The organism is Epilithonimonas bovis DSM 19482 (assembly GCF_900108115.1).
GTDB classification, from domain to species: Bacteria; Bacteroidota; Bacteroidia; order Flavobacteriales; family Weeksellaceae; genus Epilithonimonas; species Epilithonimonas bovis.
Genome location: NZ_FTPU01000008.1, coordinates 45,841 through 71,670, shown reverse-complemented (window position 1 = coordinate 71,670; position 25,830 = coordinate 45,841). Strand labels below are relative to the sequence as shown.

Here is a 25,830-nt window from a genome sequence, read left to right as displayed (position 1 = left end):
TATTATTTTTAGAATGATACATTAAGACCTATGGTAATAATTCTTGCAGGTGTATATCTGTTGGTGGTGGTTCCGCTAAAAGATTGAGTTGGCTCTAATCCTTTGCGGGCGGTTTTGCTCCAAAGATTTTCTCCTGATAAGAAGAGCTTAAATGCTGTAAATCCAAATTGATCAATATAATCTTTGTTAAGATTATATGATATTGTTGCCTGTCTCCAGCTTATAAAATCTGATTTTACCAACCATCTTGTACTTGCAACATCAGAATTAGTATATGTAGATGAGTTAAGAGCAGGAACATCTGTTATTTGCCCTGGTGTTGTCCATCTGTTTAAGATATCAGTGCTTAAAGCACCACCTTGTGTGTAAGATGACATTAGGGAAGCATAGTTACTATCATATGTTTTACCACCAATCTGATAAGTGAACATAGTACTGAAACTTAGATTTTTAAAACGGACTGTTGTTCCAAAAGATCCAAATAAATCAGGAATTGCCGTTCCGGAATAATCATATTTTGCTTTTGCATAATTGGTAGTTACCAATGTGCCATTTACAGTTCTTATATCAGAAGCAGTCGTGTTTGCATAAGCATCTGCAACTAAGAATAATGGTGAACCATCTGCAGCATCAACACCGTACCATTGTCTCAACCAGTAATCATAGATAGAGTGATCAACCATGATTTTTTTCGTGCCATTAATAATTTCTGTTTGACCATCTGGCAACTTGGTAAATCTATTTTTCAATGTAGAAGCATTTCCATTAATACTCCATCCAAAATTAGATTTTCTGATAACGTCAACATTCAAAGAGAATTCATATCCCTGATTGTACATATTGCCTAAGTTTTGAAGAATTGTACTTCCTGGAACCCCTGCAGAAACAGGTAGTGGTTTAGCAAATAATAGTCCATCTGTATTTCTCTTATAATACTCTGCAGTACCAGTAATTCTCTTATTCCAAAAACCAAAATCAATTGCAGCATCATACTGTCTGTTTGCCTCCCAAGTAACTAACGGATCTGCTAAGAGATCAAACAAAATCCCTGCTTCATTAGCATTATTATATCCTAAAGCATAATTACTTTTATACAAGTAATAATTATTCGCGATATCATTACCAACCTCACCATACGAACCTCTTATTTTTAGTTCATCAACAAAATTTACATTTTTCAAGAAGTTTTCTCCCTTAGCTCTCCAACCAGCCCCAACTGACCAAAAAGAATTCCATCTAGTATCTGGCGCAAAACGGGAAGATCCGTCCCATCTAATGGAAGCTGAAAGAATATATTTGGAAGCAAAATCATAATTAAATCTACCAAAAGCACCTTCTTTTCTATAATTATCTGTTTGAGATGTTAAAGATGTTGTGGTTACAAAATTAGTAAGGTCATAATTATTATCAGCTACTTGTCCCTGCTTGTAGCCATCCATGTATTCATAAATATATTTATAATTCTCATGTCCCACAAGAACATCAAAGCTGTGACTACCAAAACTTCTTTTGTAATTTAACAATTGATTCCAAGTAAGCGTTTGCTCAGTAAAGGTACTAATTTCGGCTGCACCAGCAGGAGCTGCATCACCAATAAGTTTGTTTGTGTATTGGTTTCTCTTATTGTTTCTTATATCATAACCTACATTAGTTGTTAATGTTAGATACTTATCAAATTTAATCTCTGCATAAGATCTAGAGATAATATAATAATTTTTAGAAATATCTCTATTTAACAAAGTTTCCCAAATAACATTACGCCCTGCTGCTGCACTGACTCCTCTGTTGCTTCCTGCATCATATATAACATTTCCGGCGGCATCATACAAGGTGGCGTTGGAAATTGGATCGTGAGCATATGGAGAATAAATTGGACCCATAGTTCTTGTCCATGAGTATGGATTGATGTATGAAGAATTATTATTGGCACCATCTACGGAGTTATTTCCGTTGGATGAAGTTCCTGTTAAATTAACACCTACTTTCAACCAGTTTTTAACTTGAGAGTCTACTGCAACTTTTGCATTAAATCTTTCAAAATCTGATTTTAAAATATACCCGGTTTCTTTGGTATAACCTACCGATGCATAGTATGTCGTTTTATCACTACCACCACTGTAATTTAAATCATAATTTTGTCTGAAACCACTTTTTATCAATGCTTTTTGCCAGTCTAGGTCAGTATATTTTAAAGCGGCATTAGGGTTTAAAACCCCATCAGTAACCAGTACCCCATCAGCTACATTAAAAACATTAGTTTTAAGGACATCTGAAATTAAATTGGCACTAGCATAAGCATTTGCTGCAGCTACAGTAGTACTTGCACCAGTAGTAAGTCTGCCATTTCTGATAGACTCCCATACCAACGGATAGTATTGGTAAGCATTTACTCTGTCATATTCAGGAATAGATCTGGAAACATAACCAGTAGACATTCCAAAATTTAGGGTATTTGAATTCCTACGGCCTTTTTTAGTAGTAATCAAAACAACCCCATTGGCTGCACTGGAACCATATAATGAAGTAGATGCGGCATCCTTTAAGATGTTCATAGATGAAATATCATCAGGATTGATTGCATTTAAAGATCCTGTATATATTACGCCATCAACAATATACAGTGGAGCAGTTGAAATATTGTAAGAGCCAATACCTCTGATCTGTATGGATGGCGAGCTACCTGGCTGCCCTGTACTAGTACTAATTTTAACGCCTGGGCTAGCACCATCAATTGCTTGCAAAACATTGGAAATTGGTCTGTCAGCAATTTGGCTTGCAGAAATCTGAGTATTTGAACCTACCAACGTCTCCTTCTTTTGTGTCCCATAAGCAACCACTACTACTTCTTCTATATTAGAAACCTTTGCAGTATCGGTCTTTTGGGCCATAAGCGCCTGTCCTGTAAAAAATAGAACACCAGCACTTAAAACTTTTAGTTTAACATTCATATCAAAATTTTTATTAATCAATACGGCAAAAATGTTAAATAATTTTAACACTCACAAGTTTTTTTTTCATAAGTGATAATTTATCAGAATAAATATCAAATTCTATATTAAAATACAGGTAAAATTATCGACTCTAAACATGAAATCACAAAATTTAGAAAATATGCTAAACACAATTTTATCAAATTATTGGGTAACTTTGCACCCTCTTATAGTTATGCCCTTAAAAAAATCTTTTTCAAAAATCTATATAGAAGCCGGATGTGATGAGGTTGGCAGAGGATGCCTGGCCGGGCCGGTTGTGGCTGCGGCTGTAATTGTCAATAAAAAATTTAAGCAAAATTTAGTTAATGATTCTAAAACGTTAAATTATAAAACCAGACAGAGTCTTGATCTTTATATAAGGGAAAACGCCGTTGAGTTTGCTATTGCAGAGCTGCCTCCTGCATTTATAGATGAACATAACATTCTCAATGCTAGCATCCATGCGATGCATCTGGCGCTTGACCAATTACAGAACAGACCAGAATTAATTCTTGTAGATGGAAACCGGTTTCATCCTTATAATTATATCCCGCACCAATGTGTTATCAAAGGTGACAGCAAATATCTTTCAATTGCAGCAGCGTCAATTCTTGCGAAAAACTATCGTGATAACTTAATGATAAAACTTCACGATGAGTTTCCAGAATATGGTTGGAATACCAATTTCGGTTATTGTACCAAAACCCATCAGCGGGCTTTGAAAAAATACGGACCCAACATCCATCACAGGCGGTCGTTCCGGCTGGATTACGATATAGACATCGAAGAATAGATTGTAGATGGACAGATAATAGACGGATAGATAATAGACTGGCATATAATTATAGCGTCATTGTTTTTTGAAGTGCTCTACGTCTATCAATATTCATTCTTTTCCGTTATATTTGTTATTATGCAAAACACTTATTCCGTCATCAATGCATCTGCCGGCTCTGGCAAAACTTATACGCTGGTACAAAGGTTATTAATGATTTGCCTGCGGTTTCCCAATCAACCTGATGCTATCAGGAATATACTCGCATTAACTTTTACCAACAAAGCCGCAAACGAGATGAAGGAAAGAATCCTCTTCTACCTTGGCGAATTTGTAAAGGACCATTATGCACAAAACAACGATCTCAAAAACATTCAGCTGGCTTTGAAAGAAAAAGGATACAGAGTTACGCTTGAAGATCTTCATCACCGGTCACAAAAAGTGCTGGATTATATCCTGCACCACTACTCTACACTTAATATAGGGACAATTGACAAGTTCAATTCCCGGCTGGTAAAGAGTTTTTCGTACGAACTTGGTCTGGCTCAGAATTTTAATCTGGAGATCCAGTCGGAGCCTTACCTGATAGAAGCGGTAGATAAAATGCTGGACGAGATTGGTGAAGATGACACCGTTTCGGACGCTTTTATGGATTTTGTCAATTATAACCTTGATAATAATGAACGCGTCAACCTGAACCAAACATTATACAATTCGGCCAAAAAATTTGTGAGCGATGTGCATTATCAGCCTTTGCAGGACAACAAAGATTTTGAGTGGCAGGCTTATGAACGCAAGAAGATTGAACTGCGGAAAAAGATTACTGATAACAAAATACAGGCGTCAAATCTTGCAAAGCAGGCTCTGGAATTAATAAAAAACCGTGATATTGATATTGAGGATTTTGCACAGGGTAGAAATGGATTGGGTGGCTTTTTTCAAAAAGCTGATGATTTTTATGGCAAGAGAAGAGATGGTTTCCCGTTTCCGGCCAATGAAGAATCGGCTCTCACCAATTTTATGAAAGGTGCATCAGGAAAGGCAAAGGCAAAGCAAAACAATATTGAGGAGGTGCTGCCCCAGCTCATTGGATGGCGCCGGGAAATCATAGATCTGTACATCAATACACTTAAAAAAGAAAAAGTGCTGGAAGCTATTCTCCCTCTGAAAGTGAATGCGGATATCCAGAAAAAATTGTTGGAAATTGAAGAAGAAAATGATCTTGTACTGTTGTCTAAATTTAATATTATAATTAATGAAAACCTCAGAAATGAGCCATCAGCATTTATCTATGAGAAAGTAGGCACTCAGTTTCAGCATTATTTTTTTGATGAATTTCAGGATACATCAGCAATGCAATGGCAGAATTTCCTTCCGCTCCGTGACAACAGTATAACCTCAGACAACACAAGTTTCACGATTGTTGGGGACCCAAAGCAAAGCATCTACAGGTTCCGTGGTGGAGAAAGCGCGCTAATGCTGGACATTATTAATCACAAAGAACCCACACCAAAATTCGCGACCTTAGAAAACCTGGAGTACAACTGGAGAAGCGCCCGGAACATTGTCCGGTTCAACAATGAGCTCTACAATTATATGTCAAAAGACCTTAATGATGAGCATCAGAAAATCTTTGGCGAAAATGCACTGCAGAAAGCGCAATCCGATCTGGAAGGCCGCGTAAAAATCCATCTGTTAGAAAATTCGACCAAGGCGGTTTTTTATGAAGACTCGGCCGAAAAGATGCGGCTGGATATCCAGGAATGCCTGGATAACGGATTTTCATTCTCTGATATCACAATTCTTTGCCGCGGGAATACGGATATCTTCAACTATTCTCAGCTTTTGGGTAACTTAAAAGTTAATTATAACAATAACGAGATCTACATCAAAACCATCTCCGAAAAAGGCCTTACCCTTGATTTGTCCTTCACTATCAAGGCGCTCATTGAGTTTCTGAAATGGAACATCACGCCCAAAAACCGTCAGTTTCTGGTAAAAATGATGTATTACCTAAATGTTTCCGGAAGAATTAAAATGGATGATTTTACCTCTGAAATCAGAAACATTTTAATTCTGGAATCAAAAAAGGACATAGAGAATTATATCGATGAACATTACAAGATCACACTGGTTCAGAAAGATGTTCCGCAACTTAACCTGTATAACTTTATCGAATATTATGTCCAGGAGTTTTCTGTGGAAAATAAAGAGACCGATTTTCTTCTTAATTTTCTGGAAATGCTCTTCAATTACACCCAAAATGCGGGAGCAACACTAAAAGAATTCCTGAAATACTGGGACGATGAGGCTTCAAAAATCAGCATTCAGGCGAGCGAAAATATTGATGCAGTGCAGATTATGACCATCCATAAGGCAAAAGGGCTTGAATTCCCTGTTGTTTTTATCCCGATGGAAAATAAAAATAATGACAAAAAATTCTCTGAGTGGTTTGATCTTGACAGCGACGATGAACTGAAAACCGTTATCCTGACGCAGTTTTCACCCGAACTGGAAAATTATGACGAAGATCTGGCAAAATTTAATTCAGAAAACTCTTACCGAAACAAAATAGACCGCTTGTGCATCCAATACGTAGCAACCACGCGGCCTGTAGAGCAGCTTTTTCTTTATCTGGAAAAACCGGGCAAAACGGCCAATCATTTGGAATTATTTGATTTTGTAATGCAGTTCCAACCGGCAGTGAACGGTGAAGCGCAGGATTCTTTCGATATTTTCCCTACCTCAGATATTCGGAAAAAGAAAATAAAACAGCAACAAAATTATCTCTCAGAAAGTATTAACAGCATTGCTGAACAGGCAGAAAAAGCATCCAGAATAGAGATTGCCACCACATCAAAAAGTTACCAAAACCGCGTAGAGCACGTAAGAATTGGTATTTTCACGCATGAGATCCTGTCCAAAATAAAAACGAAAAAAGACCTGCCTAAGGTTCTTAATTCCTATTTTCTGGAAGGGATTATTTCTGCAGATGAGAAGCAATCTATATTGATGCGTATAGAGTCTGTGCTTCATCAGAAAGAGTATGCCGCCTATTTTGAAGAAAACCTGAAAATCATCAATGAAAGGGAATTGTTCGCCACGGAAGACGGCAGCTCAAAAACATACCGCCCAGACCGCCTGATAGAGACCAGGGATGGTTATATCATTATTGATTTTAAAACCGGCGAGGAAAATGCCAAAGACCGGAAACAGGTAAAGCTTTATAAAGATAAGCTGGAACACTTTGGCAAAAAAGTTCTGAAAACAGATGTGATCTATATTTAAAAATGAAAAATCCCCGGAAGATAATCTTTTGGGGATTTTTATCATTAAGATTAATAGTTAAAACATTTTGTGCCAGTAATTTACAAATATTGATAACATATAAATTTAAAACTATTTTCAGCTGTGATTTTTTTTTATTTAGTTCTCGGCTGCAGGCGTAAAAACCCGCTGAGCCAGCTCCTGATCAAAAAGATAGAGTGCAGAAGGATTGTCTTTTACCATTTTAATTTTTGTAACCAAAAGCGATGCACTGGACTCCTCCTCTACCTGCTCGTTGATAAACCATTGTAAAAAACTGGTGGTTGCAAAATCACCTTCGTCATTGGCGGCTTTTACAATATTGAAGATACTTTTGGTAACCAGCCGCTCGTGCTCCAGCGCTTGTTCAAAAATATCCTGTGCACCGGAAAATTCGTGTGGTGGCTTCGCAACCTCATCCAAAACGACTTGTCCTCCTACATTATTGATATAATCAAACATCTTATCAGCATGCATCAGCTCTTCTTTGGACTGTACACGAAAATAATTGGCTACACCCTCAAGATCCTGAGAATAGAACCAGGCACTCATAGAAAGATAAAGCTGAGACGCATATTGCTCTTTCGTAATTTGTTCGTTCATCAACCTGATAATTGTATCGCTCACCATAACTTTAATTTTTTCCCAAATATAAAAAAAAGAGCAGTTAAATAACTGCTCTTTATCAAAATTATGTAGATCGATTAGTTTTCCAAAACGTATGTAAACATCAATGGTGCACAGATGGTTGCATCGCTTTCTACAACAAATTTCGGCGTATCAATATCCAGCTTACCCCAGGTGATTTTCTCATTAGGAACCGCACCGGAATAAGACCCGTAAGAGGTTGTGGAGTCAGATATCTGACAGAAGTATGACCAGAACGGTACATCTTCCCACTCCAGATCCTGGTACATCATTGGCACTACACAAATCGGGAAGTCACCAGAGATACCACCACCGATCTGAAAGAATCCAACACCTTTCCCATGAGAATTGGCACGGTACCATTCGGTGAGGTAAATCATATATTCTGTTCCGTTTTTTACAGTATGAACATTTAGGTTCCCTTTGATTACATTGGATGCAAAAATGTTACCTGTTGTAGAATCTTCCCAACCCGGGCAAATAATCGGCAAATTCTTCTCGGCAGCAGCAACCATCCACGAGTCTTTTGGATCGATCTCATAATATTGCTCCAAAACTCCTGAATTGATAACCTGATACAAAAATTCGTGTGGAAAATACCTCTCACCCTTGGCTTCCGCAGCATGCCAGACATCTTCAAGATGTTTTTGGAGTCTTCGGAACGCTTCCTCCTCCGGGATACATGTATCTGTTACCCTGTTATAATGGTTATCCAATAATTCTCTCTCTTGCTCAGGCGTAAGATCTCTGTAATTCGGTACTCTTTTGTAATGGGAATGCGCCACAAGGTTCATCACATCTTCTTCTAGATTGGCACCGGTACAAGAAATGATCTGCACCTTATCCTGGCGAATCATCTCTGCCAATATCTTCCCTAACTCTGCAGTAGACATTGCACCACCAAGAGAGATCAGCATCTTGCCACCATCTTTTAGATGGGCAACATACCCTTTAGAGGCATCAACCAATGCTGCTGCATTGAAATGCAGATAATACTTTTCTATAAATTCCGAAATAGGCTTATTCATTTTTATGAAAATTTTTTGCAAAGGTAGGATTTTTGACTTTATGTTAGAAGTCAGGAGACAGATGTTTTTATATCGTAACCACTTAATTATTATCAAATAACAATCTTCTGAAATCCATCTTCTAACTTCCAGCATATTTCAGTACTTTTGCAAATTGGAATTTTAAACATACAACAATGATTTCGGCACAGGGGTTAGGATTGCATCATGCGGGCAATTATCTTTTCAGAGATGTTAATTTTACGATAAAGAAGGACGACAAAATTGGCTTGGTTGGTAAAAACGGTGCCGGCAAATCTACCCTTCTCAAAATCCTCTCCGGAGAAATCAATTTCTACGAAGGCAACGTCGTGCCGGAAGGTAATATTACTATTGGTTTTCTAAAGCAGGATCTTGATTTTGTAAAGGGAAGAACGGTTTGGGATGAGACCATGCAGGCTTATGAGCAAATCAACGCGATGAAAAATGAGCTGGAAGATGTGAATCACCAACTGGCCACAAGAACAGATTACGAAAGTGATGCTTATTCTGACCTTATCGTGAGGATGACGGAACTTAATGATCTCCTGATGCACCATGATGCCTACAATCTGGAAGGTGATGTAGAGAAAGTCCTGTTTGGATTGGGTTTCAAAGCGGACGATTTTACCAAGATCACGGATGAATTCTCCGGAGGATGGCGAATGAGAATCGAGCTGGCAAAGCTGCTCCTTCAGAAAAATGATCTGATGCTGCTGGATGAGCCTACCAACCACCTGGATATGGAGTCTATCATTTGGCTGGAAAATTTCCTTAAAGATTATCCCGGTTCTATCGTTCTGGTGAGCCACGATAAACAGTTTATGACATCTATCTGTAACAGGACTTTTGATGTCAATAATAAAAAGATAGAGGATTATAAAGCCAACTATTCCAAATATCTGGAATTGAGGAAAGAACGCCGCGAAAAACTGGCTCAGGCCAAGAAAAATCAGGATGCCGAAATCAAGCAGATGGAGGACAACATCAACAAATTTCGGGCGAGTGCTACCAAAGCGTCTTTTGCCCAGTCACTCATCAAAAAACTTGATAAAATTGAAAGAATCGAGATTGACAATGAGGATGTTTCCAAATTCAATATCCGCTTCCAACCATCCGTAACACCCGGAAAAGTCATTTTTGAAGCCAAAAATCTTGGGAAAGCTTATGGTAAAAAACAAATCTTTGACCATGTTGATTTCTTTGTAGAACGTGGCGACCGAATCTCACTTTTGGGACAAAACGGACAAGGGAAAACCACCTTGGCAAAAATTCTTGCTGGCGATATCAAAGATTATTCCGGCGAATGGAACCTTGGTCACAATGTAAGCATCGGTTATTTTGCCCAAAATCAGGAAGAAGTTTTATCACCTGAAAAAACCGTTCTGCAAGAAGCAGAAGACTCCGCAACAGAAGAGACTCGCCCGAGAGTGCGTGACCTTTTAGGATCTTTCCTGTTCCAGGGTGAGGATGTAACAAAGAAAACCAAAGTCCTGTCGGGAGGAGAAAGAAACCGACTGGCTCTGTGTAAATTACTGCTCCGTCCCTTCAATACCTTGATTATGGATGAGCCCACCAACCACTTGGATATTCAGTCAAAGGAAATCATCAAGCTGGCACTTCAGAAATATGAAGGAACACTGATTGTCATTTCTCACGACCGTGAATTTTTACAGGGATTGTCTGATAAAATTTTTGAGTTCCGCGATGGCAAAATGAAAGAATTCTTAGGAAATATTGACGAATATCTGGAATACAGGCAAAAAGAAAGCATCCGGGAAATCTCTGCCGAGAGATCGAAACTCCATAAAGAAGAGGAAATCCAAGAGTCAAAAATCAAGAGTCAGGAATCAGAAAAACCACAAACCAACAGCAATCAATCAATAAATATTGTCAGCAAAGAACAAAAAAACATCCAGAACAAACTGAAAAAAGTAGAAGAAAAAATCTCTGAGCTGGAAATTAAGATTGCCGAATTTGAATCTTCTTTCACGAAAGAAAATCCTACAGAACAGATCCTGGAAACCTACAACAAAACAAAGGAAGATCTGGATCTCACTTTGCAGGAATGGGAATATCTTGGCAGCCAGTTAGAAGCTTAGTTAGAAGCTTAGCTATTGATCAATTAATAAGTAAATTTAATAATCCAACAATATAGATGTATACTTTTAAAGGTAATATGTGACATCTAAATTCTTCAATCTACCTACAAAAAAACGTTTCCAAAATTGGAAACGTTTTTTATTAATCAATCATTATTTTATAAACCCTCTGTTTCTCAAGAGTGGCTTAATATCAGGATCATGACCCGCAAAATCCCTAAAAGCCTGATTAAGATCCACCGAATTACCGACTGACAGGATATATTTTCTAAATCTGTCACCATTTTCTCTGGTCATGCCACCGTGAGACTTGATCCACTCCCAGGCATCATTATCCAGGGTCTCTGACCAAAGGTAGGCGTAGTAACCTGCCGAATAACCGCCACCCCAGATGTGTGCAAAATAAGGTGCGTGGTACCTTGGTGGGACTGCCGCAACAGTAAACCCATTGTCTGCCAAAGCTTTTTTCTCAAAGTCAAGAACAGGAATATTCTGGCTCTCATCAGTCACAGAATGCCACATCATATCGTTCATAGCTGCAGAAACCAGCTCTGTTGTCGCATAGCCTTGGTTAAATTTGGATGCTTTTTTGATTTTCTCTACCAAGTCTTGGGGAATAGGCTGTTTGGTCTCATAATGCACGGCATAATTGTTCAGCACCTCCGGCTCCAGCGCAAAATGCTCATTGATCTGAGAAGGGAATTCCACAAAATCCCGTGGCGTTGCAGTTCCCGAAATCGAAGGGTATTTTTGGCTGGCAAACATCCCGTGGATAGAGTGGCCAAACTCGTGGAAAACCGTCGTCACATCATCAAAGGATATCAGAGAAGGCTTGCCTGCGGCTGGTTTTTGGAAGTTGTAAACATTCACGATAACCGGTTTTGTCCCCAAGAGATAGGATTGAGTAACAAAATTGTTCATCCACGCACCTCCACTTTTGGAGCTTCGCGTAAAGAAATCGAGATAGTAGATTGCCAGAGATTTTCCATCTTTATCAAACACTTCATAGGCAACAACATCCGGATGGTAAACGGGCAAATCGGTTCTTTTTTTGAAAGTAAGGCCATAGAATTTTTCTGCGGCATAAAAAACGCCTTTTTCCAACACTGTGGTTACTTCAAAATAAGGTTTGATTTGATTTTCATCAAGGTCATATTTTGCTTTTCTCACCTGCTCAGAATAGAAATTCCAATCCCATGGCTGCACCTCAAAATTACCCCCTTGGGATTTTATTAATTCCTGAATTTCTGCTTGTTCTCGTTTTGCCGTTTCTACTGCTGGTTGGGCAATCTGCTTCATCAGATTCATGGCAGCCTCCGGCTTTTTGGCCATCTGATCCTGCAGACGCCACTCTGCAAAACTTTTTTTACCCAGGATCTGCGCTTTTTTCAGACGAAGTTTTACCAACTGTTGTATGGTTTCTCTGGTGTCATTCTTATCCCCTTTTTCTGCTCTCAGCCAGGATGCCTTGAAGAGTTTTTCTCTTGTAGCCCTGTTCTTTAGATTCTGAAGCAATGGCTGTTGTGTGGTATTCTGAAGTGCCAACAAGTACTGCCCGTCATGCCCAGCAATCTTGGCATCAGCTGCTACTGCGGCAATCTCATCAGCAGACAGCCCATCCAATTCTTTGACATCTGAGATTAATAATCCACCTTGTTTTCTGGCTTCCAGCAGTTTGTTGGAAAACTGAGTCTCCAGCTTAGCCAGCTGTTGGTTAACTTCTTTCAGTTCATTTTTTTGCTGAGAAGATAAGGCTGCGCCGGCAATATCAAAATTTTGTCTGTAATACTGTAATAGCCGTTTAGATTCTGCATCAAGTCCATTATCAGAAATATTTTTTATTCTCTGGTACAGCTTATCGTTCAGATATATATTATCACTATGCGAGGCGAAAATGGGCGCGTACTCCTCCTCCAGTTTTTGTAATGTAGTATTGGTATTAGAGCTGGTAAGGTTATAGAAAACAATAGTCGCCCTGTTGAGAACCTCACCACTTTTTTCCATTGCGACAATGGTATTTTCAAAAGTCGGTTTTTCAGGATTGTTAGCTATTTTTTCGATTTCCTGTGTATGTTGTTTCAGTCCAAAATCAAAAGCCGGTTTAAAATGTTCATCTTTGATTTTATCAAATTCCGGAGCCTGATACTGCAGGCTGCTCTTGTGAAAAAATGGATTATCTGCCATAGTTTTTTGTTTAGCCACAGTTGTTTTTTTCTGCTGTGCGTGAATCATAACCTGCCCTGCTCCCAAAGCAAGGCCTGTTATAAGTATTGTAGTTTTGATTTTCTTCATTAAGAATTTTATTTTAAGGAATAAAATTAAGGAAAATGAGTAACAGAAACTGCAAAATTTGCATAAACATTGTGTTTGTTTTGCAACTGTAAATCAATTGATATCAATGGTCATTAAAAATCATAAGTTTGCATGAAAAAAAACAGACACTGCATAGCGTCTGTTTTAAATATTATTATTAGGATTTACCAAAAAGGCTAAGCTTCAATACTTGGGATTTTCACATTCTCGTTGGCATCTTTTTTATAGTCAACACCATCGATTTCAAATCCGAAAAGATTGAAGAATTCTTTTCTGTAACCTTCTATATCACTGATATCAGGAAGCGTTTCCGTCGTCACTTTGTCCCAGTATTTCGCCACTTCTGCCTGCACATCTTCGGCCATCTCCCAGTCATCAATCCGGATTCTGCCATCTGCATCCAAAGGCACTTCGCCATTCTCTGTATAGAGTCTGCCTGCAAACAATCTTTGCATCTGCTCGATCGTTCCCTCGTGTGTCCCTTTTTCTTTCATCACTTTGTATAGTAAGGAAATATACAACGGAACCACAGGGATCGCCGAACTGGACTGCGTTACCAGCGCCTTATTTACAGACACATAAGATACACCATGCAAATCCTTCAACAAATCATTAAGGACAGTAACCGTTTTCTCAAGGTCATTTTTTGCCTGCCCAATCGTTCCGTTTCTGTAGATCGGGAAAGTCAGTTCCGGGCCAATATAGGAATAAGCCACCGTTTTTACACCATCTGCCAAAACACCGGCATTTTTAAGATCCTCGATCCAGAATTTCCAGTCTTCACCGCCCATTACAGCGATTGTGTTGGCAATATCTTCTTCATTTTCTACAGGACTAATGGTAATATCAGAAACCACCCCAGTATGGAAATCAACGGTTTTATTCGTAAACGGTTCGCCGATTGGCTTAAGAACAGAGGCATAAGCAACACCAGTTTTTGGGTGCGTTCTTCTAGGCGAAGCCAAACTGTAAACCACCAAATCAACCTGACCCAGATCTTTCTTAATCAAATCAATGGTTTGCCTTTTGATATCGTCAGAAAATGCATCGCCATTAATACTTTTGGCGTATAAACCGGCAGCGTGGGCTTCTTTTTCAAAAGCGGCAGAATTATACCATCCTGCAGTTCCCATTTTACCTTCAGATGCTGGCTTTTCAAAGAAAACGCCGATGGTTGCAGCATCTGACCCAAACGCAGCAGCAATCCTGGAAGACAAGCCAAAACCTGTAGAAGCGCCGATGACCAAAACTTTTTTTGGGCCGTTTTTGATTTTGCCCTTAGACTTTACATATTCTATCTGATTTTTAACAGCTTGCAGAGCACCGTCCGGATGCGCTGTCAAACAAATAAATCCTCTTGTTCTTGGTTGAATAATCATTATTTAAATTATTTTTAGCATTGCAAATTAAGGAATTTCCAAGACATAATCTGCAAAATTCCTAATCTTGTTATCATTTGAAACCGATAGAAAAGTCGTCATTCAATATCAAAACACCTTCTTCCCTGTCGCCGGTAAAGCCTTTCAGTTTAGAGGTTTTGCTTTTTAAAATCAAATCCTGAAGCTGCTTATCTGACAGTTTTTTTCCAAATATCTCAAACGGGGCTTTGAAACCACAACCCTTATAATCCGAACAGCCAATGGCCGTTTTACCTTTCATCAAGTTATTGGTTTTACACTTTGGGCACCCAGTTTCCTCCCAGATGATTTCGGTTTTTTCTCCTGGTTTTTTTTCTTTCGGAGCGGGCTTTTCTTCCTCGAAATTAATGACTTTCGCTTTGCCGTTGATCACTTTTTGGGTTAAAGTTGTGACCATTTCTATCAGTTCTTCTTTGAACAGATTGGCTTCGTACTCACCTTTTTCAATCTTTCTAAGCTTAGATTCCCATTCGCCGGTCAGTTCCGGGCTTTTGAGAAGTTCATCTTCAATCGTATCAATCAGCTCGATTCCGGTTTGTGTGGCGATGAGGTTTTTTCTTTTCTTCTCGATATATTTCCTTCTAAACAAGGTTTCGATGATGTTGGCCCGGGTTGATGGCCTTCCTATGCCGTTATTTTTCAACATTTCTCGTAATTCTTCATCCTCCACCTGTTTCCCTGCAGTTTCCATTGCTCTCAGCAAAGTTGCTTCGGTATAAGGTTTTGGCGGCGAGGTTTTCCCCTGATGAATCAAAGGTTCGTGATCGCCTTTTTCCCCAACAACGAATTCAGGAATAGTTTGTTCCTCGTCCTTATCTTTTTCGTCTTTCTCCGATTGGTCTTTTTTGTCTTTGGCATAAATAATTCGCCAGCCCGGTTCCAGAATCTGTTTCCCCGAAGCTTTGAAAGGAATCGTGCCCACCTGACCTTCCACCAAAGTATTTGAAATTTTACATTCAGGGTAAAAAACTGCGATGAACCGTCTCGCTACCAAATCATAAACCAACTTCTCTTCTCTACTAAGATTAGATGAAGGCGGAATCTCGGTTGGAATAATCGCGTGGTGGTCGGTTACTTTGGTATCATCAAATACTGCTTTTGTTTTCGGAATCGGCTGCGTCAGCAACGGTGCTGTAAACTCCGAATAAATGGTCATACTTCTAAGGATCCCGGAAATTTTCGGATAAAGATTTTCGGATAAATAAGTCGTATCAACCCTCGGGTATGTCGTATATTTTTTCTCGTAAAGACTTTGTATATAACTCAACGTTTTTTCGGCAGAATAACCATATTTTTTATTCGCTTCCACCTGAAGTCCGGTCAAATCGAACAATCTAGGATTTTTTTCTTTTCCTTCTTTGATTTCGAAAGAGACAATCTCGAATTGATTTTTTTTGAGATATTCTAAGCCTTTTTCTGCTTTTTCCAGAGATTTTAACCGGTCAATTGAAGCACTGAAAAGCACTTCCCGATATTTGGTTTTCAGTTCCCAATATTCTTCCTGTGTAAAAGCATCAATCTCTTTCTGACGCTGAACAAGCATCGCCAAAGTTGGCGTCTGAACGCGCCCAATCGATAAAACACCTTTGTTTCCACCAAATTTTTTTGTGAATAATCTCGTTGCATTAATGCCTAAAAGCCAATCTCCAATGGCTCTTGCATTACCCGCCAAATAAAGGTTTTTATAATCATCAGCGGGTTTCAGGTTTTCGAAACCTTCTTTGATGGCATCTTCTGTCAGGGATGAAATCCATAGACGTTTCATTGGTTTATCGCATTTGGCTTTCTGCAAAACCCAACGCTGAATCAACTCTCCTTCTTGCCCGGCATCACCACAATTGATGACCTCATCACATTCGCTGACTAGTTTTGCTATGGTATTGAACTGTTTCTCTACACCGTTGTTATCGATCAGTTTGATTCCGAATTGTTTGGGAATAATCGGTAAAAAAATCAGGTCCCAGGATTTATAATGCGATGCGTAATCGTGCGGCTCTTTCAACGTACAAAGATGTCCGAAAGTCCAGGTGACGCAATAGCCATTCCCCTCCATATAACCGCTTTTGGGCATCGTGGCACCCAAAACTTTTGCAATATCACGGGCAACGCTGGGTTTTTCGGCAATACAAAGTTTCATCTGTGATAATTTTCTTCAGGATCAGATGGAACGCCTTGACGTTTCATCTGTAGTTTAAAATTTTTCCTATTGAAAGGGAAGCAAAGTTGCGTAAAAATTTAAAATCAGAAAAGTTGTTTTTTCGAAAATAAGTTAATTGAGAATTCTATTTTAAACGCAAAGAACGCAAAGATTTTTTTATCTGTATTGAAAATATTTTTAAGATGCGCAAAGGCGTAAAAGTCCGCAAAGAGAAACAAAATCAGAAAAATTATGTTGTCATTACATAGGAAGCTACAGCTTAGACTGACTTCGCCACCGCTCGGTTAGGTTTCCTAAGGAATGACAAAGCCTTGTTCTATTACAAATCGTGTTTTGTACTGAAGCTGCGCCCCGGCCTGAACGGAGCTCGTCATTGCGATTGCAAAAAAGTTCTACAGATTGCTTCACTTCGTTCGCAATGACAGCGGGAGTGGAGGACGGATAAAGGCGCCCAAATAAAAAATACTTCTAACAAAAAATCCCCCCGAATACTATACGCCGGAGGGATCTGAGAAACTATAATATTGAATGAATGTTAAAGCCCGGCCTCAAATACTTTGAGTAATTCGGTTTGTTGGATAAGGTCATTTTTGCTGTTGATTAGGTTATAATTTGCTTGTAACCAACCATTTCTAACGACAAAAAAGGTATAAGCGTCCATTAACCCTTCTTTGTATTTTTCTTCTGATTTTTGGAATGACAGTTTTTGGTTTTCAAAATTAGCCTGCAGAAGATTGTATTTCTCTTCCGCGTTCTGGAACTGCGCTTTTATCGATTGGATGCTTTGCGTCAGATTATTAATGACAATATCTTTGTCGTAGTTGGAATTAATGACATCCAGCCTGGCCAGCTCCACATTATTTTTAACCTGCAATTTGTTAAAAACGGGGATATTGAGCCCGAAAGATAATTGTTGGTTTTTGTTCGCCTTGATTTGCTCTGAAAAAGCAGTCGCCGGCTCGCCTATAATTTTATTATAAAAACTGGACCAGGTGTAAGCGCCATTAAGCGTGGGCAAATAGCCGGATTTTGCCACCTCCACAGATTTTTGCCTGGCTTTGATTTCTGCCAAAGTCGTTTGATAAGCGGGATTTTTCTCCAAAAGATTTTGGATGAAATTAGCATCATTGAAATTTGAGCTCCCCAAATTTTCCTCGGTCATTGTAAAATCCAAAGTATCTTTTGTAATCGCCAGTGCATTAAGAAGGTTGATTTTGGAAAGGTCTCGTGAATTTTTTGCCGAAACCCATTGTTCCTGCATCGTCCCAAGATTGGCTTTGATGTCATAGATATCACTTTTCGGACGATTCCCGATTTCTACTTCTTTCTCAGTGCGTTTGATTTGGTCTTCGATTCCAGAAAGCTGCGTTTCCAGGACATCTAACCAACTTTTGGCATTCTGATAAGTGAAAAACATCTGGATGACATTCAGTTTCACCTCATTTTGAGCCTGCTTCATCTTGTAAGTCGAACTTTCTTTATTGATTTTGGACAAAGAAATATTAAGATAATTTTTCCAGTTCATCAGTTCCCAGTTGGCCTGTGCATAAATCTGGTCGTATTGCGTGTTAATCGCTTCCCGCTGATTGGTATTTTGATTGATAGACGACCCAAATCCGTAATTGTGGCTCACACCAGCGTCTACTAATGGCAGCAACATGCCTTTGGACGCAGAAATCTGCCTGTCGTTTTTCTGAATATTAACTGCAGATTGTTTAATTAGCGGATGATTGGCGGAAGCATAATCCAGACAATCTTTGAGTGTCCAACTTTGCTGAGCCGGGAGAAGATTGATGAATAATATAAAAAAGAGGTTTTTCATTTTTTTGAATTTTGTTTGGATGATGGATGTGGGAAGTTGGAAGATTTTAATATTATATTTTAAATAATTTCCGAATTGCAAACCTTCCAGCTTCCTTCACCCAGCTCCCAGCTTACTCATATTTCAAATATTTCACAAGATTGATTTTGGTGGCGCGATAAGCTTTGAAACTCACGACAACGAAGGTTAAAATCAATAACAAAAACAAACTCAAAACGTAAGGCCAAACCGGCATATCGATCCTGTAAGCGAAATCTTTGAGCCATTCGTTCATTGCATAATAACCGAACGGGATACTGATGAAAACGGCAATTACACAAATCAGTAAAAATCTCTTGGTCAAATCCCATACTATGGTTTTTTCATCTGCGCCTAAAGTTTTTTTGATGGCAACGTCTTTTAGTTTTTGTTCAATTAATAATGATGACAAAGCGAATAACCCTAACAATGCAATGACCAAAACCACGATATTTAAAGTTGTGAACAATGTCTGCTGTTTCTGGAATTTTTGGTATGTTTTTGCGAACTGTTTATCTATAAATTCAAAATCATAAGGATAACCCGGTTCTGCTTTTGTCATCCAAAATTCTTTGATACGTTCCAGAGTTCCGTTGATATCATTGCCTGAGATTTTTATCTGTAGGTTTCCCATATTATTTTTCACCCAGTTTCTGTCATAGTTGAACATTAGGATTGGGTCTACAGGTTTATCAACACCTGTGATATAGAAATCTTTGACAACACCCAGGATCTTGTACTTTCTGTTTTTTTGTTCCCATCCCGGCAAAACTTCTTTTCCTAAAGCCTGCTGAGGATTCCAACCCATCTTTTTTACAAATGTTTCATTGGCAATGGTTCCGGAAATTGTGTCAGAAGCATGTTTCAAATCTAGATCTCTGCCGGCAACAAATTTCATTTTATAAAATTTGAAAAAATTATAATCTACACCGCCAACACCAACTGAATTGATATTTTTTGTTGTATCAGCAGCGTTTTTCACTGATGAAGCGTTCATAAGGCCGTCGCCAATTTTGAATACAGAACTGGTAATATCTTCTACGCCGGTAATTTTGGAGACTTCATTTTTTAACCGAAGGTATTTTTTTGAATTGTAATCGTTTTGCCAATCTGTTTTTTTGAATTGAATTCTTACCACCTGATCACCCTTGAAACCCAAATCCTTGTTCATCATATATTTGACCTGACTATGAATAATTAATGAGCAAATGATGAAAAATGATGAGATAATCAGTTGCAAAGTCAAAATAGAATTCCTTAACCACACACCATTTTTACTTCTCGCAAAATTACCTTTCAGCGTATTAATGGGTTTGAAATTCGAGAGATAAAGTGCCGGAATCAAGCCGGAAATCAATGAAAAAATAACAAGTAACAATCCTGTATAAATGAAAAGACTGGCGTTATTGAGTTTGATATCTTTACCAAGGAATTTGTTATAAGATGGAAGCAGGAGCTCAACCATTGCGAAAGCTACAATGTAGGCCACAAAACAAATCATAAAAGTTTCCAGCAAAAACTGTAAAACCAGTTTTAATTTTGTGCTTCCAATCACCTTTCTTACGCCAACTTCTTTTGCCCGTTGCGATGCCTGAGCCGTTTTAAGATTAATCAGATTGATTCCTGACAGCAACAAAATCAATACAGATAAACTTAGTAAAATCATGATCGATTTTTTATCGCCTTTTTCTACACCTTCGCTTTTTGCATCTAATTTCATTTTACCCATTGGCGTAAGAAAAACCTGAGATTTATTTTTTTCATCAATAGTCTCTCCCCATTGTTTCATCGCAATTTTTTCGTTTTCCCAGAGCAAGTCCGACAATTTTCTCTCAAGATTATGGATATCTGTGCCTGGCTTTATTTTATAATAACCGACATAGCTATAATTCATCCATTGTTTATCCTGATCATTTTCTTTCAAAAAATTAGGATGCTTCATCACGAAACCGGGTCTAAAAGCGGTATTTGTTACAGGTAACTTATAAACAGCGGTCACGAAATAGGATTTGTTTTGAGAATCGTCCAATTTCAATTCTTTTCCGATACAATTTTTATAATCGTCTCCAAAAAGCGTTTTTGCTGTTTCTTCTGAGATAGCAATTTTACCATCCCCATTGACTGCATTCTTAAAATCTCCTGCGATTTTCTCAAAAGGGAAAAACTCAAAAAAATTATCCGAAACTCTTGCATTGCTCGTAAAAACAGAATTATTACCAAACATTAACCTGATCTTATAATCATTCCAGGTATTATTGACCGCAAAACTTTCGATTTCGGAAAACTTTTCTGTAGAAACTGACAATTGCGGATAGCTGGATGTAAGCATAAATCCAAATGAGGCATTCTTTGTCTCTACAAGATAGATATTTTCCTTATTCGGAATCCATTGTTCGTAAGATTTCTCATCTTGCCAATGAATAAATATCAACAGGAAAACACACAGACCAACACTTAATCCCAAAATATTGATGATTGTGGAAAGCCAATTTTTTCGGTAATTGATGAATGCTATTTTGAGCCAATTCTTTATCATAATGGTTAATTATTAGTTGTAAATGGTTAGCTAATCATTGATAATTAACCATTAATAATTGATTACTCGTATTTTAAGTATTTCACAAGATTCACTTTTGTTGCTTGATAAGCTTTAATACTCACAACAGCGAATGTCAAAATCAATAATAAAATCAAACTCAAAACGTAAGGCCAAATCGGCATATCAATTCGGTAAGCAAAATCTTTCAGCCATTCATTCATCAAGTAATAACCGATGGGGATGCTGATTAAAACAGCAATCAATGTAATCCAAAGGAATTGTTTCGTTAATCCAACAATCAAAGTTCCGTCTGATGCGCCTAAAGTTTTTCTGATGGCGACTTCTTTCAGTTTCTGCTCAATCATCAATGATGATAAAGCGAATAATCCAAGTAATGCTACCATTAAAACCATTGCATTCAAGATTGTGAAAAGAGTTTGTTGTTTCTGATATTTCACAAAACTTTCAGCGAATTTTTTATCTATAAAATAAGAATCAAAAGGATAACCCGGTTCTACATTATTCTGCCAATAGGTTTTGATTCTTTTCAGAGTCCCGTCAATATCATCTGCTTTTAATTTCAACTGGATATTATAAACATTGTATCGCTTCCATTCTGTTTCTCTGTAATGGAAAAATATGATTGGGTCCACATCTATACGAGGATTGAAAACATTGAAATCCTTTACAATTCCCACAATATGGTAAGGTTTATTGTCAAATCCAGGACGAACTTCATTTTTAAAAGCTTGGTCATCTGTCCATCCAAATTTTTTAACAAAAGCCTCATTAACCAAAACATTAGCGATAGTATCAGAAGCGAGATTTGGGTTTAGCCAGCGTCCTTTTTTCAGTTTGACATCCATAAACTGGAGGTAGTTGTAATCCATAGAACCGTGCTGAGCGAAGATACTTTTGTCCATATAATCCATATTAGAATTACTGTATCTATTGCTTCCAGGAGCCGCTTCGCCATAAGAAACATCGGCAACACCTTCTATTTTTTTTATCTCGTTTTTGATGCGTTCGTACTTCAACCAAGGTTTTGCATTATTCTCACTGAAATTAATCAACAAAACTTGCTTTCCACTATAACCAAGATCTTTGTCCATCATATATTTCACCTGATTATTGACAATCAAACCTCCAATGATGAAGAAAGATGAAATGATGAGTTGTAAAGTCAAAATTCCGTTTCTTAACCAAATCCCGTGTTTACTTCTGGCGAAATTTCCTTTCAAAGTTTCGATAGCTTTGAAGTTGGCGAGATAAGTTGCCGGAATCAATCCCGAAATCAACGTAACCGCCAAAACCATAGCAAATGAATAATAGTAAATACGCCAGTCATTCATCACGATTTCTTTGTCATAAAACTTGTTGAAGCTTGGTAAAAGAAGCTCCGTCAATGCCAATGAAAGCAAATACGCCGCGACACAAATCAGAAAAGTTTCCATTAAAAACTGAAGAACCAAACTCGATTTTGTACTTCCGATTGCCTTTCTCACACCAATTTCCTTCGCACGCTGGGAAGCTTGAGCGGTTTTCAGATTAATGAAATTAATGGCTGACAAAATCACAATCAAAACAGAAAGTGTGAACAAAATAATGATTGATTTGAAATCCGGTTTTCCAAACCAAGTAGATTCTGCGTGCAGTTTAATTTTATCTAAAGGCGTAAGCAATGTATCATTGGGTCCATAAGTATCGATGTATCGTTGTGGTGTCATTCCGCCCTCTTTGGAATTTTCTTTAGCACGCATCATAATAATATCGAGAAATTTTTTTTCAAAGCTTCTTGGGTCTGCGCCTTTTTTCAACAGGAAAAAACCTGCATAATTGAAATTTCCCCATTGTTCCTTATCATTTTTGATTTGGTCTACCGGTTTGAAAACAAACTCCGGTTTTACCTGACTATTTCCTTCCGGTAATTCGTAAACTGCTGTTATGATAAAGTTGGTTGTGTTAATTTTAATAATTTCGCCGACAACAGCCGTTTTTCCGAAAAGATTTTTTGCTGTAGTGGTAGAAATAGCAATATTGTTATCATTTTTAAGAACATCTTTATAACTTCCTGCTACCAATTTGAATGGAAACAAATTGAAAAAACTATCCGAAGCACTCAGTCCGCCTTGTTGATAAGCTGTTTTGATTTTGGTTGTCATTTTGTAAGCACTCCCATCGTTCATCATCAGGACATAATCCTGCACTTCCGAAATACGTTTCAAAGCATTCTCTGCATAAGGAATAGAAATAGCGGCTCCGTAAACATTATCTTTTTTATTATACGTTTGAAAATAAAAAATATTGTCCTTTTTCGGGTTCCATTTTTCGAAGGATTCTTCGTCATTCCAATGCATCAAGATGAGCATAAATCCGGTCAAACCAATGGTCAATCCAAACAAATTGATGATGGTGGAAAGCCAGTTCTTTTTATAATTAATGAAGGCAATTTTGAGCCAGTTGTTTAACATAATTGATAGTTGATAAGTGATAAATGATAATCTTGGAAGTCGGTTGCGGGAAGATGGAAGAAATCCGGCAGTGTAAACATCCAGCTTCCATCGTCCAGCTTCCTTTATTTAACAATTATTCGAAGTTCTTGGCATCTGCTTTTTCGAAGACATCTTTTCTTTGGGAAGAATGTTCTTCGCTGAAAATCTCGCCATCTTTCATATTCACGATCTTGGAAGCGTAGCCCGCATCATAGGAAGAGTGCGTTACCATTGCAATTGTAGAACCTTCTCTGTGAAGTTCTGCGAGAAGGTTCATCACCTCGTTTCCGTTGGAGCTGTCGAGATTTCCAGTTGGCTCATCGGCAAGAATCAATTTTGGTCTTGTCACCAATGCCCTTGCAACGGCCGCTCTCTGCTGTTGACCGCCGGAAAGTTGCTGTGGATAATGTTTTGCTCTGTGTGCGATGTTGATTTTATCCATAATTTCCTCCACTCGTTTTTTCCTTTCTGAGGAAGAAATCCCATTATAAATCAAAGGCAATTCTATATTTTCATAAACCGTCAACTCATCGATCAGATTAAAATTCTGAAAAATAAAACCTATATTTTTCTTTCTGATGTCCGATTTTTTCTTCTCAGAAGTTCCGATGGTTTCTACGGATTCAAACTGATAAGAACCGGAAGAAGCGCTATCCAAAAGTCCAAGAATATTAAGAAAAGTCGATTTTCCACAACCTGACGGTCCCATTATCGCAACAAATTCGCCTTCTTTGATGTGCAAGCTTACATTGTTAAGCGCATTGGTTTGCACGTCTTCAGTTTTATAGATTTTTGAAAGGTTTTGGATGTTTATCATTTTATTAATTTTTTTAAGTTCTATTTATGTAATTTATTTTTGAATATCAAGCATTTCATACTTCTTCAGTTCAGAATAATCTGATGTAATAACGGTTTCGCCTTGTTTTAATCCGGAAACCACTTCATAATACAAAGGATTTTCTCTTCCCAAACTGATATTTCGTTTTTCCGCTTTGTTATTTTTCACTACGAAAATCCATTTTCCGTTCGTGTCTTTGTAGAAATTCCCTTTCGGAATCATCATACTTTGTGTGTCGGCAGACAATTTCAATTTTACCCCGAAAGTCATTCCGATTTTAAGATTTTCAATTTTTGCATCAATGAAATTTAATTCAACTGAAAACTGTCCGTCTTTCACTTCCGGAAGGATTTTCGTGATAATCACTTCGTATTCTTTTCCATTGTTATCCAGACTTCCTTTGATTCCGTTGGTTAATTTATTGATGTAATATTCATCAACTTTTGCAACCAACTTGTAACCGCCCATCAAATCGATTTTTCCGATGCTTTCTCCAGTCGTCAAATTTTGTCCAAGCGAAATATTGAATGATGACAACCTTCCAGAAGCAGGCGACATTATCAGGAAATTATTTTTGTTGGAACGAAGAATATTCAAACTTTTTTCCATTTGATTAATGGAATTATTAATCGCTGCGAACTGAGAATTTCTAGAAATTTTCTCATTAGAAGCTCCTTTTTCTACGATTTGTTTTCTGTCTTTTTGATAATTCAAATTCTGAAGTGCAATATCATAATCGGTTTTCTTTCCGATTTCCGCATCGTACAATCTTTTTTGAAGATTAAAAGTCTGCAACGCCGTATTATAATCATTTTGAGACTGCAATAACTCTTTATCCTGGTTAAATTCCTGATTCTTTAATTCCAAAAGCGAACTTCTCATTTGGCTGATCTGCTGCATAATTCCTGTTTCCTGATTCAGATAATTGAATTCCGTATTCGGATTGTAAACTCTTGCGATTGGTTGTCCTTTTATCAACATTTGTCCGTCTTCCGCAAAAATTTCTTTTACAGCGCCACCTTCCAAAACATTCACCAAAGAAGAATTAAGAGATTGCGTCTGCGCAGTTACCATCAACATATCTTCGAATTTCCCGTTGGTCACTTCATCAATCGTGATATCTTCCGATTTTACATTATAAGTTTTTTTCTGGTTTAAGAAATACCATCCAAAAACCAAAACTGCTGCCGCGGAAGCAACAATGATTAAGACAAATTTTAGTTTGGATTTCTTTTTTACTATTTTCGTATCCATAATTAGATAACTATTTTACTTACAGATGATTACACAATACAAATGCCGTAAATTTATAATCCTGTAACGCTCTGTAAATGTGATTAAACATCAATTTATTAATTTTAAAACTGTTCATTATCGGACACT

14 protein-coding genes are annotated in these 25,830 nt (G+C 37.9%); 3 read left to right on the top strand and 11 right to left on the bottom strand.

The window, feature by feature from the left end; genetic code table 11:
- Nucleotides 1–8: 8 nt before the first annotated feature.
- The gene (locus tag B0B05_RS05015) at nucleotides 9–2,999 is read right to left on the bottom strand and encodes a SusC/RagA family TonB-linked outer membrane protein (protein ID WP_245799215.1); all 2,991 of its coding nucleotides are present in this window, start codon (nucleotides 2,997–2,999) and stop codon (nucleotides 9–11) included.
- Between the two features lie 166 nt (nucleotides 3,000–3,165).
- Here B0B05_RS05015 and B0B05_RS05010 point away from each other — a divergent pair, with 166 nt between their 5' ends.
- A complete protein-coding gene (locus B0B05_RS05010; protein WP_076782382.1) occupies nucleotides 3,166–3,765 on the top strand; it encodes a ribonuclease HII in 600 nt (199 codons plus the stop codon).
- Nucleotides 3,766–3,885: 120 nt separating this feature from the next.
- The gene (locus tag B0B05_RS05005; RefSeq protein WP_076782381.1) at nucleotides 3,886–7,035 is read left to right on the top strand and encodes a UvrD-helicase domain-containing protein; all 3,150 of its coding nucleotides are present in this window, start codon (nucleotides 3,886–3,888) and stop codon (nucleotides 7,033–7,035) included.
- A 138-nt stretch (nucleotides 7,036–7,173) separates the two neighbouring features.
- Here the strand turns inward: B0B05_RS05005 and B0B05_RS05000 are convergent, their stop codons facing one another.
- On the bottom strand, nucleotides 7,174–7,683 hold the full coding sequence (locus B0B05_RS05000; RefSeq protein ID WP_076782380.1) for a ferritin: 510 nt from the start codon (nucleotides 7,681–7,683) through the stop codon (nucleotides 7,174–7,176).
- 74 nt (nucleotides 7,684–7,757) lie between these two features.
- On the bottom strand, nucleotides 7,758–8,729 hold the full coding sequence (locus B0B05_RS04995) for a deoxyhypusine synthase family protein (RefSeq protein ID WP_076782379.1): 972 nt from the start codon (nucleotides 8,727–8,729) through the stop codon (nucleotides 7,758–7,760).
- A 176-nt stretch (nucleotides 8,730–8,905) separates the two neighbouring features.
- Here B0B05_RS04995 and B0B05_RS04990 point away from each other — a divergent pair, with 176 nt between their 5' ends.
- A complete protein-coding gene (locus B0B05_RS04990; protein WP_076782378.1) occupies nucleotides 8,906–10,849 on the top strand; it encodes an ABC-F family ATP-binding cassette domain-containing protein in 1,944 nt (647 codons plus the stop codon).
- Between the two features lie 153 nt (nucleotides 10,850–11,002).
- On the opposite strand, the gene B0B05_RS04985 is transcribed toward B0B05_RS04990, so the two are convergent.
- From B0B05_RS04985 to B0B05_RS04950, 8 genes are all read right to left on the bottom strand, one after another.
- Nucleotides 11,003–13,081 carry a M3 family metallopeptidase gene (locus B0B05_RS04985; protein WP_394332783.1) on the bottom strand — a complete coding sequence of 693 codons (2,079 nt, stop codon included), beginning with the start codon at nucleotides 13,079–13,081 and terminating at the stop codon, nucleotides 11,003–11,005.
- Between the two features lie 257 nt (nucleotides 13,082–13,338).
- Nucleotides 13,339–14,541, bottom strand: coding sequence for an enoyl-ACP reductase FabV (gene fabV, locus B0B05_RS04980; RefSeq protein ID WP_076782376.1), 1,203 nt, complete (start codon nucleotides 14,539–14,541; stop codon nucleotides 13,339–13,341).
- A gap of 73 nt (nucleotides 14,542–14,614) precedes the next feature.
- Nucleotides 14,615–16,717 carry a type IA DNA topoisomerase gene (locus B0B05_RS04975; protein WP_076782375.1) on the bottom strand — a complete coding sequence of 701 codons (2,103 nt, stop codon included), beginning with the start codon at nucleotides 16,715–16,717 and terminating at the stop codon, nucleotides 14,615–14,617.
- A 556-nt stretch (nucleotides 16,718–17,273) separates the two neighbouring features.
- Nucleotides 17,274–18,560: a TolC family protein gene (locus B0B05_RS04970; protein ID WP_076782421.1), complete on the bottom strand. Its 1,287-nt coding sequence runs from the start codon at nucleotides 18,558–18,560 to the stop codon at nucleotides 17,274–17,276.
- Between the two features lie 112 nt (nucleotides 18,561–18,672).
- Nucleotides 18,673–21,114 carry an ABC transporter permease gene (locus B0B05_RS04965; protein WP_076782374.1) on the bottom strand — a complete coding sequence of 814 codons (2,442 nt, stop codon included), beginning with the start codon at nucleotides 21,112–21,114 and terminating at the stop codon, nucleotides 18,673–18,675.
- 62 nt (nucleotides 21,115–21,176) lie between these two features.
- Nucleotides 21,177–23,588: an ABC transporter permease gene (locus B0B05_RS04960; RefSeq protein WP_076782373.1), complete on the bottom strand. Its 2,412-nt coding sequence runs from the start codon at nucleotides 23,586–23,588 to the stop codon at nucleotides 21,177–21,179.
- Nucleotides 23,589–23,703: 115 nt separating this feature from the next.
- Nucleotides 23,704–24,426: an ABC transporter ATP-binding protein gene (locus B0B05_RS04955; RefSeq protein WP_076782372.1), complete on the bottom strand. Its 723-nt coding sequence runs from the start codon at nucleotides 24,424–24,426 to the stop codon at nucleotides 23,704–23,706.
- Between the two features lie 33 nt (nucleotides 24,427–24,459).
- Nucleotides 24,460–25,701: an efflux RND transporter periplasmic adaptor subunit gene (locus B0B05_RS04950; RefSeq protein WP_076782371.1), complete on the bottom strand. Its 1,242-nt coding sequence runs from the start codon at nucleotides 25,699–25,701 to the stop codon at nucleotides 24,460–24,462.
- Nucleotides 25,702–25,830 lie beyond the last annotated feature (129 nt).